Annotated in this window: 12 protein-coding genes and 2 rRNA genes (1 of these 14 cut by a window edge); 3 read left to right on the forward strand and 11 right to left on the reverse strand. The window is 68.9% G+C overall.

The genetic code is table 11. The features are described from left to right. Positions 1–178: 178 nt before the first annotated feature. Positions 179–454, reverse strand: coding sequence for a glutaredoxin family protein (locus tag OCT49_RS14270; RefSeq protein ID WP_283852254.1), 276 nt, complete (start codon positions 452–454; stop codon positions 179–181). A 135-nt stretch (positions 455–589) separates the two neighbouring features. Here OCT49_RS14270 and OCT49_RS14275 point away from each other — a divergent pair, with 135 nt between their 5' ends. The 3 genes from OCT49_RS14275 (at position 590) to OCT49_RS14285 (ending at position 4,260) form a co-directional block, all read left to right on the forward strand. Next, positions 590–1,561, forward strand: coding sequence for an HAD family hydrolase (locus tag OCT49_RS14275; protein WP_283852255.1), 972 nt, complete (start codon positions 590–592; stop codon positions 1,559–1,561). Positions 1,562–1,962: 401 nt separating this feature from the next. Further along, entirely contained in the window at positions 1,963–2,742 is a 780-nt protein-coding gene (locus tag OCT49_RS14280) for an ECF subfamily RNA polymerase sigma factor, BldN family (protein ID WP_283852256.1), read from the forward strand. Between the two features lie 324 nt (positions 2,743–3,066). After that, a complete protein-coding gene (locus OCT49_RS14285; protein WP_283852257.1) occupies positions 3,067–4,260 on the forward strand; it encodes a DUF5667 domain-containing protein in 1,194 nt (397 codons plus the stop codon). Positions 4,261–4,389: 129 nt separating this feature from the next. On the opposite strand, the gene OCT49_RS14290 is transcribed toward OCT49_RS14285, so the two are convergent. From OCT49_RS14290 to OCT49_RS14335, 10 genes are all read right to left on the reverse strand, one after another. Continuing rightward, a complete protein-coding gene (locus OCT49_RS14290; protein ID WP_283852258.1) occupies positions 4,390–5,493 on the reverse strand; it encodes a lysophospholipid acyltransferase family protein in 1,104 nt (367 codons plus the stop codon). 15 nt (positions 5,494–5,508) lie between these two features. After that, positions 5,509–6,603: an NAD-dependent epimerase/dehydratase family protein gene (locus OCT49_RS14295; protein ID WP_283852259.1), complete on the reverse strand. Its 1,095-nt coding sequence runs from the start codon at positions 6,601–6,603 to the stop codon at positions 5,509–5,511. Between the two features lie 189 nt (positions 6,604–6,792). Continuing rightward, entirely contained in the window at positions 6,793–6,891 is a 99-nt protein-coding gene (locus OCT49_RS14300; RefSeq protein ID WP_003948845.1) for a 30S ribosomal protein bS22, read from the reverse strand. Positions 6,892–7,001: 110 nt separating this feature from the next. After that, positions 7,002–7,214, reverse strand: a complete 213-nt coding sequence (locus OCT49_RS14305; RefSeq protein WP_014046653.1) for a helix-turn-helix domain-containing protein — start codon at positions 7,212–7,214, stop codon at positions 7,002–7,004. A gap of 128 nt (positions 7,215–7,342) precedes the next feature. After that, the gene (locus OCT49_RS14310; protein ID WP_283852260.1) at positions 7,343–8,158 is read right to left on the reverse strand and encodes a phosphatase; all 816 of its coding nucleotides are present in this window, start codon (positions 8,156–8,158) and stop codon (positions 7,343–7,345) included. Between the two features lie 152 nt (positions 8,159–8,310). Further along, positions 8,311–9,483 carry an acetoin utilization protein AcuC gene (locus OCT49_RS14315; RefSeq protein WP_283852261.1) on the reverse strand — a complete coding sequence of 391 codons (1,173 nt, stop codon included), beginning with the start codon at positions 9,481–9,483 and terminating at the stop codon, positions 8,311–8,313. Next, positions 9,452–10,666: an MFS transporter gene (locus tag OCT49_RS14320; RefSeq protein ID WP_283852262.1), complete on the reverse strand. Its 1,215-nt coding sequence runs from the start codon at positions 10,664–10,666 to the stop codon at positions 9,452–9,454. The genes OCT49_RS14315 and OCT49_RS14320 overlap by 32 nt, the downstream gene beginning before the upstream one ends. Before the next feature lie 42 nt (positions 10,667–10,708). Continuing rightward, positions 10,709–11,353 carry an HAD family hydrolase gene (locus OCT49_RS14325; RefSeq protein ID WP_283852263.1) on the reverse strand — a complete coding sequence of 215 codons (645 nt, stop codon included), beginning with the start codon at positions 11,351–11,353 and terminating at the stop codon, positions 10,709–10,711. Between the two features lie 70 nt (positions 11,354–11,423). Next, positions 11,424–11,540: ribosomal RNA gene (gene rrf, locus OCT49_RS14330) — 5S ribosomal RNA — on the reverse strand. A gap of 78 nt (positions 11,541–11,618) precedes the next feature. Continuing rightward, a 23S ribosomal RNA gene (locus OCT49_RS14335) occupies positions 11,619–13,577 on the reverse strand (it continues 1,164 nt past the right edge of the window).

The following is a 13,577-nucleotide window of genomic DNA, read 5'->3' on the forward strand; positions in this document are numbered from 1 at the left end:
AAGATAGTGTCCGTTTTGTCCGGTCAAAGTGACCGGGGTCACGCGCATCCGTCGCGTGATCCCGGAACCAACGATCGCATCAGCCCGTTGCAGGCCCGAAGGGGGCAAAGCGGCACACACTCCTCACAACCACTCCCCCGAGAGCACTCAAAACGCCCACGATGGTAACCGGCTCCGCTCAGGAAAGCAGGGCCCCGCGCAGCCTCGCGGGGTCCACCCGCCAGAACGTGTGCTGCTCGCCGTCGACCAGGACCACCGGGATCTGCTCCCAGTACGCCCGGTGCAGTTCCTCGTCCTGGGTGATGTCCTTCTCCTCCCAGGACGCGCCCGTCTCCTCGCACACCTCGCGCACCACCCGCCTCGCGTCGTCGCAGAGATGGCATCCGGGCTTCCCCACCAGGGTCACCGTCCGCTGCCCGGGCTTCTTCTTCGTACGTCGCAACAAGGGACTCATGCCTTCATTCTGCGCCGCCCCGGACCCGCCCCGGCGCCCCCGGTGTCACCCGGTCGCCGGACTCGCGGCCAAGAGTTCCCGCCGCGGCATCCCGGCAGGTCGGGAAGGGCCGAACCAACTGGTTATGCTCACCGCATGGCCGCTCTTGGATGGCTCACCCCCCGTAGGCGCCCCGCGACAGCACGGAGCGTGCTGGCCGGCGAGGCGGCAGCCGAGGCAGCACGGAAAACCACCCTCTCCGACGACGACCGGTCCCCCACCACCGAGCAGGACGCCGCCGCGCAGGACACCGCCGGGAAGGCGAAGCCCGCGGAGGAGCCCTTCCCCGTGGCCGGCGACGACCGGGCCGCCGCCTTCTTCGACCTGGACAACACGGTGATGCAGGGCGCGGCGCTCTTCCACTTCGGCCGCGGCCTGTACAAGCGGAAGTTCTTCCAGCGCCGCGAGCTGACCCGGTTCGCCTGGCAGCAGGCATGGTTCCGGCTGGCCGGCGTCGAGGACCCGGACCACATGCAGGACGCCCGCGACAGCGCCCTGTCCATCGTCAAGGGCCACCGCGTCTCCGAGCTGATGTCCATCGGCGAGGAGATCTACGACGAGTACATGGCCGACCGCATCTGGCCCGGCACCCGGGCCCTCGCCCAGGCCCACCTCGACGCCGGCCAGCGGGTCTGGCTGGTCACCGCCGCCCCGGTGGAGACCGCCACGATCATCGCCCGCCGGCTCGGCCTGACCGGCGCGCTCGGCACGGTCGCCGAATCCGTCGACGGCGTCTACACCGGCCGCCTGGTCGGCGAACCGCTGCACGGCCCCGCGAAGGCCGAGGCCGTACGCGCCCTGGCCGCCGCCGAGGACCTGGACCTGGGGCGGTGCGCGGCGTACAGCGACTCGCACAACGACATCCCGATGCTGTCCCTGGTCGGACACCCGTACGCGATCAACCCCGACGCCAAGCTCCGCAAGCACGCCCGCGCCCTCGACTGGCGCCTGCGGGACTACCGGACGGGCCGCAAGGCGGTCAAGGTCGGCATCCCCGCCGCGGCCGGCGTCGGCGCCCTCGCGGGCGGCACCGCCGCCGCGGTCGCCCTGCACCGCCGCCGCCGCTGACCCACCCGGCGCCGCTCCCCGACGCCGCACCGCTCCCCGGCCCCGGACCACTCCCCGACGCCGCACCGTGGCCCGGCGCCGGGCCACGCCCGGCCCCCGCGGCCGATCGGAACCTCTTACCCACCGACCGCCCCCGCCAGTCGGATTGCTCGCACACGGCCACAACCAGTCGCGCCCGTAAGCAGATACCGAAGTAATCCGATCAATAACCGGTCACGATGTGCTACTTAATGCGTCGTTTAGTTGCTACGGAAGCGACGTAATCGATGATTTGAGCAACTGGGTGTAGCACTGCCTGTACGAAGCGTTATTCTCCTCAGACGCATTCCGGACCCCCCACTCACTACGACGAGTGAGGGTTTCGCACTGCACGTGATGGAAGCTCTGCCTCTGGGAGTCCCGTGTACCCACACGTCGGGGTTGACGCCTCGGGCCTGGCTACGCTGCGCGCAACGGTCGCCAACCGCCTGCGCGGCTTCGTCCCCACCGCGTACGCCGTCCCCGCATTCGCCACCCCTGCACCTGTCGGCCCCTGCTACGCCCTGGCCGAACGCGGTGCGGCGGTCGGAAGACGCGGCAACCGCGGCGCGACGACCGCGTCCACCACCGTCCGCCGACCGACCGCCGACAGCGACAGCGCGCGCATGATGGACCTCGTCGAACGCGCGCAGGCCGGCGAGGCCGAGGCCTTCGGCCGCCTCTACGACCAGTACAGCGACACCGTCTACCGCTACATCTACTACCGCGTGGGGGGCAGGGCGACGGCCGAGGACCTCACCAGCGAGACCTTTCTGCGCGCCCTGCGCCGCATCTCCACGTTCACCTGGCAGGGCCGCGACTTCGGCGCCTGGCTCGTCACCATCGCCCGCAACCTGGTCGCCGACCACTTCAAGTCCAGCCGCTTCCGGCTGGAGGTGACCACCGGCGAGATGCTCGACGCCAACGAGGTCGAGCGCAGCCCCGAGGACTCCGTCCTGGAGTCCCTCTCCAACGCCGCACTGCTGCAGGCCGTGCGGCGGCTCAACCCCCAGCAGCAGGAGTGCGTGACCCTGCGCTTCCTGCAGGGCCTCTCGGTCGCCGAGACCGCACGGGTCATGGGCAAGAACGAGGGGGCGATCAAGACCCTGCAGTACCGCGCCGTCCGCACCCTGGCCCGGCTCCTCCCGGACGACGCCCGCTGACCCCGCCCCTCCGACCCCCGCCCCAACACCCCCGTCCCGCACCCCGGCCCCCGCCGTCCCGCCCCGACACACCCACGATCCACCCCTCGAACACGCCCGTCACCCCCCCTCCACGGACACGCTCGGCGACCCCTCCGTCACGCACTGGTCCGATCATCCTTCGTGCGTAACCCAAGTGCCGCGCCCCTCGTTGTGCCTGTTGCAGGCCCCCTGTCGTCACCCCCTGTCCGCCGACACTCACTCATTCATGTGGAAGCGCTCAAGGTGTGCAACCTTCCGGATCCCCAGGGGAGTCGACCGTCATGACGAGAGGAGGTGCCGCCAGTGATCGCAAACGTTTCGGCACACCGGCGGGCGAACGCCTTCGCCCAGGCCCTGGAGGAGCAGTCGGTCCCCGGGGCAACGGCCGAACAGCCCGATGAACCGGCCGAACAGGCCGACCACGGACCGCTGTTGGCCCTGGCGAACGGCCTCGGTGAGCTACCGCGGCCGGAGTTGGACCCCGAGGTCAAAGTGGTGCAGCGAGCCCAGCTCGTCGCCGCCATGGAAGCCATGCTCACCGAGGGCGGCGCGTCCGCGGGCCCTACGGTGCCCGAACAGCGCACGAAGGGGTCCCACCGGGCCTCCCCGCTCCGGAAATTGCGTCCCCGTTCCCGCTGGACGAAGGGTCTCGCGGCAGGCGGACTCACCGTCGGTGTGGCGGCGGGAGCCTTCGGCGGAGTGGCCGCTGCCAGTTCCGACGCCCTCCCGGGTGACTCGCTGTACGGGCTCAAGCGCGGCATGGAAGACCTCCACCTCGGCATGACCAGCGGCGACACCGACCGCGGCAAGGTCTACCTCGACCAGGCGTCGACCCGGCTCAACGAGGCCCGCCGGCTGATGGAGCGCGCCCGCTCCGGCGACCTGGACCACGAACAGCTCGGCGAGATCAGGCGCACGCTCAACGGCATGACGCACGACGCCACCGAGGGCCACCGCCTGCTCAGCTCGGTCTACCGGCGCGACGGCGCCATCGGCCCGATCCAGGCCCTCGACTCCTTCTCCCGCTCGCACCGCGAGAGCTGGAGCAGCCTGCGCGACCGGCTGCCCGTACAGCTCACGGACATCGGCGACCAGGTCAACTCGGTCTTCGACGCCATGGACGAAGAGATCGAACCGCTGCAGTCGCTGCTGCCCCGCACCCCGGGCAGCGACGAGGACACCCGGCGGTCGGACACCACCGAACGCGGCACGCGCCCCTCGCGCACGGCCGCCTCCACCGCCCCCTCCTCACCGGAAGCCTCCCGGGAGCGTACGGACGACAGCACCGCGCCCCACCCGTCCGGATCGGGCAGCGCCTCCTCCGACGGCCTGATCTCCGGCGGCACGGACGGCCTCTTCGGCACCCCGCCCCCGGGCGCCGACCCGTCCTCCGACGGCCGGACCGACGTCCCGCCCGCCTCGGACGTGACCCTGCCCCCGCTCCTCCCCGGCCTGCTCCCCGGCCTGGGGATCAACGGCGAGGACGCGAACGACTAGGTCCCGTTCCAGAAGTGCCGTCGGCCGCCGGACGGCCCGAACCCGCCCGGCGGCCGACGCCGTCCGCGTACCTGGGGAAGCACCCCCGGGTTCCTGCGGAAGCACCCCGCGTACCCGGGGAAGCTCCCCTCAGAAGAACACCGAGCGCCGCTGCACCAGCAGCTTGTACAGCGTGTGCTGGATCTGCTCCCGCACCTGGTCCGTCAGGTTGAACATCAGCATCGGGTCCTCCGCCGCCTCCAGCGGATACCCGCTCGTGGAGATCGGCTCCCCGAACTGGATCGTCCACTTCGTCGGCAGCGGCACCGCCCCGAGCGGCCCGAGCCAGGGGAACGTCGGCGTGATCGGGAAGTACGGGAAGCCCAGCAGCCGCGCCAGCGTCTTCGAGTTGCCGATCATCGGGTAGATCTCCTCCGCCCCCACGATCGAGCACGGCACGATCGGCACCCCCGCCCGCAGCGCCGTCGAGACGAACCCGCCCCGCCCGAACCGCTGGAGCTTGTACCGCTCCCCAAAGGGCTTCCCGATGCCCTTGAACCCCTCCGGCATCACCCCGACGACCTCGCCCCGCCGCAGCAGCCGCTCCGCGTCCTCCGAACAGGCCAGCGTGTGGCCGGCCTTGCGGGCCAGCTCGTTCACCACCGGCAGCATGAAGACGAGATCGGCGGCGAGCAGCCGCAGGTGCCGGTCCGCCGGATGGTTGTCGTGCACCGCGACCTGGAGCATCAGCCCGTCGAGCGGCAACGTCCCCGAGTGGTTGGACACGATGAGCGCCCCGCCCTCGGACGGGATGTTCTCGATGCCCTTCACCTCGACCCGGAAGTACTTCTCGTACACCGGCCGCAGCAGCGACATCAGGACCTGGTCGGTCAGCTCCTCGTCGTACCCGAACTCGTCGACGTCGTACTCGCCGGTGACCCGGCGCCGCAGGAACGCGAGCCCGCCGGCGAGCCGCCGCTCCCAGCCGGCGCGCCCGTCGTCCGGCGCGGGCCGCCCGGGCCTCTCGGCCCCGGGCTCCTCGGCCCCGGACCCCTCGGCCCCGGGCCCCTCCTGCGGCCGCGGGACGTCCTGCCGGCCCGGCAGGGCGCTCACAGCCGCAGTCCCCACCGCGGGGGCCGTCACGGGCCCCTGGGCCCGGCCGACGCCCGCCGAGGACCGGCGCCGCGCGGCGCGCGACGAACCACCCACCCGCGAACGGTCGTCGTCGAACGGAATGACCTTGGCATCCGCCATCGTCGGTGCGCTCCTCTACCTGGCGCTGGGGGCCGGCACGGTGTCGCCGGCCCCGGTGGTCCCCGGGACATCGCCGTTCGTCCCGGCGAACGGCACGGCGGCCAGCGCGTCGACCGCCCTGCCCACCGTCCCCGGCGGCAGCAGGCCCGGACCCTGGCTGCGCGCGAACTCCGCGAACGTCTCCGCGGTGCTGAAGCGGGGATGGAAACCGAGGGTCTCGCGCATCTGGACGGTGGAGACCACCCGGCCGTGGGTGAGCAGCCGGATCTGCTCCGGCGAGAAGTCCGTCATGCCGACCCTGCGCAGCGCCTGGCCCACCCAGGTGACCGCGGGCAGCAGCAACGGCATCGTCGGCCGCCCCAGCCGCCGCGAACACTGCGAGAGCAACAGCACCCCGTCCCCGGCGATGTTGAACGTGCCGCTGTTCAGCGTCCCGCGCCCCGGCTCGCGCGAGGCGGTGCCCAGGACGTCCACGACGTCGTCCTCGTGCACGAACTGGAGCCTCGGGTCGTACCCGAACACCGTCGGCAGCACGGGCAGCGCGAGGTAGTCCGCGAGCGGCGAGTCCGCCTGCGGCCCCAGGATGTTCGCGAACCTGAGCACGCACACGGCGACGTCCGGCCGGCGGCGCGCGAACCCGCGCACGTACCCCTCGACCTCCACCACGTCCTTGGCGAAGCCCCCGCTGGGCAGGGACTTGGGCGGGGTCGTCTCGGTGAAGACCGCCGGGTCGCGGGGCGCCGAGCCGTACACGTTCGTACTCGACTTGACCACCAGCCGCCGCACGCTCGGCGACTTCTGGCAGGCCCCGAGCAGCTGCATGGTGCCGATGACGTTGGTCTCCTTGACCGCCGTCCGGCCGCCCGTGCCGACCGCCTTCGCCGAGACGTCCAGATGCACCACCGTGTCGACGGCGTGCTCGGCGAGGACCCTGGCGATCGCGGGCTGGCGGATGTCCGCCGGCACGAAAACGGCGTCGCCCAGCGGATGTCCCGGCTCGACCGCGTCGACGGCGATCACCCGGTCCACTTCCGGATCACGCTGGATGCGCCGCACGAAGCGGCCCCCCAGCTGCCGGGCGGCTCCTGTGACCAGCACGACCTTCCCCAAGATCAGCGCCTTCCGTCCGAAGGTTTCCCTGGCCGTCACCGTAGCGGGTGGTGGTCGCCCCATGATGACCGCACGGCTGCCTTCTTCGGCTCCTGCCCCGCTTCTTGGTCCGAATGCAGCCGTCCACGACGCACCGCAGCCCTCCCGCCGGGTTGGCGGGAGGGCTGCGGAATCACGAACCGCGTTCGCTTACTTCTTGTTGCGACGCTGAACGCGCGTGCGCTTGAGCAGCTTGCGGTGCTTCTTCTTGGCCATCCGCTTGCGCCGCTTCTTGATAACAGAGCCCACGACTACCCTCGCTCACTTCTTCTTCACTGGTGCGGGGCGTCTGGGCCCACACGACCTACGTCGGCCTAGCCTACCCGCCAGCGCGTGAGGGGCGTAATCCGAGGTGAACCTCAGGCGGACTCCACCCCCACGAAGGACTCGCGGAGATACTCGTGAACCGCTTGCTCCGGCACCCGGAAGGACCTGCCCACCCGAATTGCCGGCAGATGACCGCTGTGCACCAAGCGGTACACGGTCATCTTCGACACTCTCATGACCGAGGCGACTTCCGCCACGGTCAGAAACTTGACCTCGTTGAGAGGCCTCTCGCTGCCAGCAGCCATGACCCACCTGTACCTTCCGCACGAGACGCGCACCGGCTTCCCCTCCGGTGACTCTTCGTCGTTGTGCGCTCACTCCCCAGATTAGGGGCGGGTGATGCGAGTGGGGAAGAGGAGAGCCGATCGGCCGCCTACTGTGACAGACACGCCCGATTGAGTACATAGCGCGTGAGCGGCCGGTAGTAGGCCGAGCGGACGGCGTCGTCGACCGGCACCGCCACCGCGACCCGCCCCTCGGCCTCCCCGACGAACAGCGCGGGATCGTCCGTGTCCGCCAGCCCGATCGCCTCGATGCCCAGCTGACCTGCCCCGCAGACCCAGCCGTGGTCCCCGACCACCAGCTCCGGCAACGGCCCGCGCCCCTCCGCCGCCACGTCCAGGACCACCCTGACCGGCAGCGGCGAATGCGTGTGTGCGCCGGTGTCACCACCGGGGAGCCGCGCGCCGGGTTCACGCACCATCGCGACTCCCCGTACGTAGTCGAGGCGGAACGTGCGTACGCCGAACCGGGTCGTTATGTCGATACATCGCCCCTGCGCGGGAGTGAGTACGGGACATCCGGCCGCCGACATGGCGTCTGCCAGCGCTGCGTAGAAACCGAGCAGCCGGTGCGGATGACCGGTCCCGAACAGCACCGGCGCCCGCCGGACCGCCGCATGCGCGAGCCGCTCCGCGAAGGCGTCCAGACCTGCCAGGGTCCGCTCCGGATCGATCACATCAGGACCCGACACATGCCCGGGATCGGACGAAACCCCGCACCTGTCGGCCATCAGACGAAGAAGTTCGTGCTCCTCCCATCCCCGACGGGGATGGAGACCGAGCGTCACCCGCGGATCCCGGGCCGCGAAGAGCCGATAGCTCCGCAGGCTCTTCTCCCGCGAGGTGGCCACGGGCCCGGCCAGCCGGGCCGCCAGCAGATGCGCACGCAGCGCTCCGGTGCTCAACACTCCACCGATGCTCCCCCAATCACCCGGACGGAGGGCCGGAAGTCCGCTCACGCCCCACAGTTGGCGTAACCATTCCTCGCCACGCGACAGAACCGGCCCCGCCACGGCCGGTCCCGCCACGACCGGCCCGCCCCAAGCGGTCCCGCCCCTTCTCAGGTCAGCAGCCCCCGCAACGGGAACGCCGCCCGCCGCGTCGCCAGCACCGCCTGGTCCAGCCGGTCCGCGGGGTCGTACCCCTCCTCCCACGACTTCCAGGAGGGGACGAGCCCGTCCGTCATCCGGCCCGGCCCCAACTGCCGGGTCCGGGCGTAGACCTCGTCCCGCCACGACGACGGGATCACCGTCTCCGGGTCCACCGGCGTGTGCGCGGCGATACCCACCAGATGCGTCCAGGACCGCGGCACCACGTCGACCACCGCGTAACCGCCCCCGCCGAGCGCCAGCCAGCGCCCGTCCTGCGCGTACTCGTGGGCCAGGTCGTGACAGGCCGCCATCACCGCCCGCTGCGCGTCCAGCGACACCGCGAGGTGGGCGAGCGGGTCCTCGAAGTGCGTATCGGCCCCGTGCTGACTCACCACCACCTGCGGCCGGAAATCCGCCAGCAGTTCCGGCACCACCGCGTGGAACGCCCGCAGCCACCCCGCGTCCCCGGTACCGGCCGGCAGCGCCACGTTGACCGCACTGCCCTCGCCCGCCCCGGAGCCGGTCTCCTCCGGCCAGCCGGTCTGCGGGAACAGCGTCCGCGGGTGTTCGTGCAGCGAAACGGTCAGGACCCGCGGGTCCTCCCAGAAGGCCGCCTGCACCCCGTCGCCGTGGTGCACGTCCACATCGACGTACGCGATCCGCTCGGCGCCCAGTTCCAGCATCCGCGCGATGGCGAGCGCCGCGTCGTTGTAGATGCAGAACCCTGCCGCACCGCCCGGCATGGCGTGGTGCAGCCCGCCCGTGAAGTTCACCGCGTGCGCGGTCTCCCCGCGCCACACCGCCTCGGCCGCCGCCACCGACTGCCCGGCGATCAGCGCCGACACCTCGTGCATCCCGGCGAACGCCGGATCGTCCACCGTGCCCAGCCCGTAGCGCTGGTCGGCCCGCTCCGGGTCCGCGGACGCGGCCCGCACCGCGGCCACGTAGTCCTCGCGGTGCACCAGCCGCAGCGTGGAGTCCCCGGCGGCCTTGGCCGCCACCACGTCCACCGCGCCGTCGAGCCCGAGGGCCCGGACCAGCCCCATGGTCAGGGCGAGCCTGACGGGGTCCATCGGGTGGCTCTCCCCGAAGTCGTATCCCGTTACTGCGTCATCCCACATCAGCTGTGCGCGGCCGCTCATGCCCGCCACCGTATCGGGCGGGTTCCGCCCCGAACGACTTGGCGTGCACGAGCATCGCGAGCACCAGCACCATCGGTACGAGCATGGCGCCCCGGTAGCTCCACGCGTCCCCGAGCGCCCCCACCAGGGGCGACCCCACCAGGAACCCCACGTAGTTGAAGACGTTCAGCCGCGCGATCGCCGTGTCGCTCGCCCCGGGGAACAGCCGCCCGGCGGCGGCGAACGTCTGCGGCACGATCACGCACAGCCCGAGCCCCAGCAGGGTGAAGCCGAGCATCCCGGTCCACGTCCCGCCGGCCGCGGCCACCACGCCGAAGCCCGCCGCGGCCAGCACGCTCCCGCCCCGCACCACGGCCACCGCCCCGAACCGCCGCACCCCGAGGTCCCCGACGGACCGCCCCAGCAGCGTCGTCACCATGTAGACGTTGTACGGAACGGTCGACATCTGCTCCGAGCTGCCCAGCACGTCCTGCAGGTACTTGGCGCTCCAGTTGGAGACCGTCGAGTCCCCGATGTACGCGAAGCTCATCACCAGGCAGAGCGGCAGCAGCAGCTTGAAGGAGACCGCACCCGCCCCCTTGCCCTGCTCCTGTTCCGCGCCCGGCTCCTTGCCCTGCTCCGACCCGCCCTCGGTGTACCACCGGCTCCCGACGAGCGCGGCGGGCAACAGCACGACCACCGCCGGCAGGTACGAGACCAGCAGCGACAGGTCCCAGTGCGCCCCCGCCCACGCCATGGACGCCCCGGCGATCCCGCCGAGGCTGTACGCGGCGTGGAACCCCAGCATGATCGAGCGCCCGTACGCCCGCTGAAGACCGACCCCCATCATGTTCATCGAGGCGTCCAGCGCCCCGACGGCGATCCCGAACACCCCCAGTGCCAGGGCGACTTGCCACAGCGCGTCACCGGCACCGGTGCCGAGGAGCGCGAGCATCACGACGGGCTGCGCCCACCTCAGCACGACCCCGGGCCGTACCCGCACGACCAGCTTCTCGGTGACCACACTGCCCACCCCGGCCAGGATGGGTACCGCGGCGAGGAACACGGGCAGCAGCCCGTCGGATATCCCGTACCGGTCCTGGATGGCGGGAATCCGCGTCACCAGCAGGGCGAAGGCGACCCCTTGCACGAAGAAGCTCAACGTGAGGGAAGCCCGGCCGCGCCGCAAGCGAGCATCTGTCATGGCCGCGAGCGTAAGGCCAGTCTTTACCCGTGGGTAGACGAATCAGGCGAGCAATTCCCGGAGTTGGCCCATGTCGGAGAAGTGGCCGGTTACCCCGGTGAGCCGGTCCGCCGGCATCATCGACGTGAACCCGTACACGTCCATGCCCGCGGCCCTGGCGGCCTCCACTCCGAGCGGGCTGTCCTCGATGACGACGCACCGGTCGGGGCGGACCCCCATCCGCTCGGCGGCGTACAGGAACAGGTCGGGGGCCGGCTTGCCCTGCCGTACGTCCTCCGCGCTGAAGATCCACTCCTCCTCGAACCACTGGTCGAGCCCGGTCTTCCGGTGTCCGACCCTGATCCGCTCGTGGCTGCTGGAGGATGCGACACAGTACGAGATCCCGTCGGCGACGAACTTTGCCAGCACGTCCTCGACGCCCGGCACCGGTTCCAACTCCTCCTGGAACGCGGCGAAGAGCCGCGAGTGGAGCGTCGTGTCGAAGTCCGCGGGCAGTTTCTCCCCGGTCCGTTCCTCGACGAGGTCGTGCACCCGGCGCACGGCCGCCCCCATGTAGTCGCGAAGGCTCTCCTGGTACGAAGTGGAGTGGCCGAGTTCCGTGAGGTACTCGGCCAGGATGGTGTTGGAGATCGGCTCGCTGTCCACGAGCACACCGTCGTTGTCGAAGATGACCAGTTCGTAGCGCATGGTCCGAGACTAGACGCCGAAACGCAGAAAAGCCCCGTGCCTGGCGGCACGGGGCTTTCCCGGAAAAACTGTTCGGCGGCGTCCTACTCTCCCACAGGGTCCCCCCTGCAGTACCATCGGCGCTGAAAGGCTTAGCTTCCGGGTTCGGAATGTAACCGGGCGTTTCCCTAACGCAATGACCACCGAAACACTATGGAATTACTGAACCACCGGCAACAACACAGCCGTTCGTTATTCCAGAACAACACAGTGGACGCGAGCAACTGAGGACAAGCCCTCGGCCTATTAGTACCAGTCAGCTCCACCCGTCACCGGGCTTCCACATCTGGCCTATCAACCCAGTCGTCTGCTGGGAGCCTTAACCAATCAAGTTGGTGGGAATACTCATCTCGAAGCAGGCTTCCCGCTTAGATGCTTTCAGCGGTTATCCCTCCCGAACGTAGCCAACCAGCCATGCCCTTGGCAGGACAACTGGCACACCAGAGGTTCGTCCGTCCCGGTCCTCTCGTACTAGGGACAGCCCTTCTCAATATTCCTACGCGCACAGCGGATAGGGACCGAACTGTCTCACGACGTTCTAAACCCAGCTCGCGTACCGCTTTAATGGGCGAACAGCCCAACCCTTGGGACCGACTCCAGCCCCAGGATGCGACGAGCCGACATCGAGGTGCCAAACCATCCCGTCGATATGGACTCTTGGGGAAGATCAGCCTGTTATCCCCGGGGTACCTTTTATCCGTTGAGCGACAGCGCTTCCACAAGCCACTGCCGGATCACTAGTCCCGACTTTCGTCCCTGCTCGACCCGTCGGTCTCACAGTCAAGCTCCCTTGTGCACTTACACTCAACACCTGATTGCCAACCAGGCTGAGGGAACCTTTGGGCGCCTCCGTTACCCTTTAGGAGGCAACCGCCCCAGTTAAACTACCCATCAGACACTGTCCCTGATCCGGATCACGGACCCAGGTTAGACATCCAGCACGACCAGAGTGGTATTTCAACGACGACTCCACAACCACTGGCGTGGCCGCTTCACAGTCTCCCACCTATCCTACACAAGCCGAACCGAACACCAATATCAAACTGTAGTAAAGGTCCCGGGGTCTTTCCGTCCTGCTGCGCGAAACGAGCATCTTTACTCGTAGTGCAATTTCACCGGGCCTATGGTTGAGACAGTCGAGAAGTCGTTACGCCATTCGTGCAGGTCGGAACTTACCCGACAAGGAATTTCGCTACCTTAGGATGGTTATAGTTACCACCGCCGTTTACTGGCGCTTAGTTCTCAGCTTCGCCGACCCGAAAGTCGGCTAACCGGTCCCCTTAACGTTCCAGCACCGGGCAGGCGTCAGTCCGTATACATCGCCTTACGGCTTCGCACGGACCTGTGTTTTTAGTAAACAGTCGCTTCTCGCTGGTCTCTGCGGCCACCCCCAGCTCACGGAGCAAGTCCGGTCACCGGGCGTGGCCCCCCTTCTCCCGAAGTTACGGGGGCATTTTGCCGAGTTCCTTAACCATAGTTCACCCGAACGCCTCGGTATTCTCTACCTGACCACCTGAGTCGGTTTAGGGTACGGGCCGCCATGAAACTCGCTAGAGGCTTTTCTCGACAGCATAGGATCATCCACTTCACCACAATCGGCTCGGCATCAGGTCTCAGACTGTGTGCACGACGGATTTGCCTACCGTGCGTCCTACACCCTTACCCCGGGACAACCACCGCCCGGGCTGGACTACCTTCCTGCGTCACCCCATCGCTTACCTACTACAAGTCTGGTTCGTCGGCTCCACCACTACCCTCAACTCCGAAGAGATCGGGCCGGCTTCACGGACTTAGCATCGCCTGATTCAGTACTGGGCGTTTCAAAGCGGGTACCGGAATATCAACCGGTTGTCCATCGACTACGCCTGTCGGCCTCGCCTTAGGTCCCGACTTACCCTGGGCAGATCAGCTTGACCCAGGAACCCTTAGTCAATCGGCGCACACGTTTCTCACGTGTGTATCGCTACTCATGCCTGCATTCTCACTCGTGAACCGTCCACAACTACCTTCCGGTGCTGCTTCACCCGGCACACGACGCTCCCCTACCCATCCCGGCGCCCGTTGGGGCTTCATGCCGGAATGACACGACTTCGGCGGTACGCTTGAGCCCCGCTACATTGTCGGCGCGGAATCACTTGACCAGTGAGCTATTACGCACTCTTTCAAGGATGGCTGCTTCTAAGCC

This window comes from Streptomyces sp. ML-6 (assembly GCF_030116705.1).
In the GTDB taxonomy this organism is placed as follows: domain Bacteria; phylum Actinomycetota; class Actinomycetes; order Streptomycetales; family Streptomycetaceae; genus Streptomyces.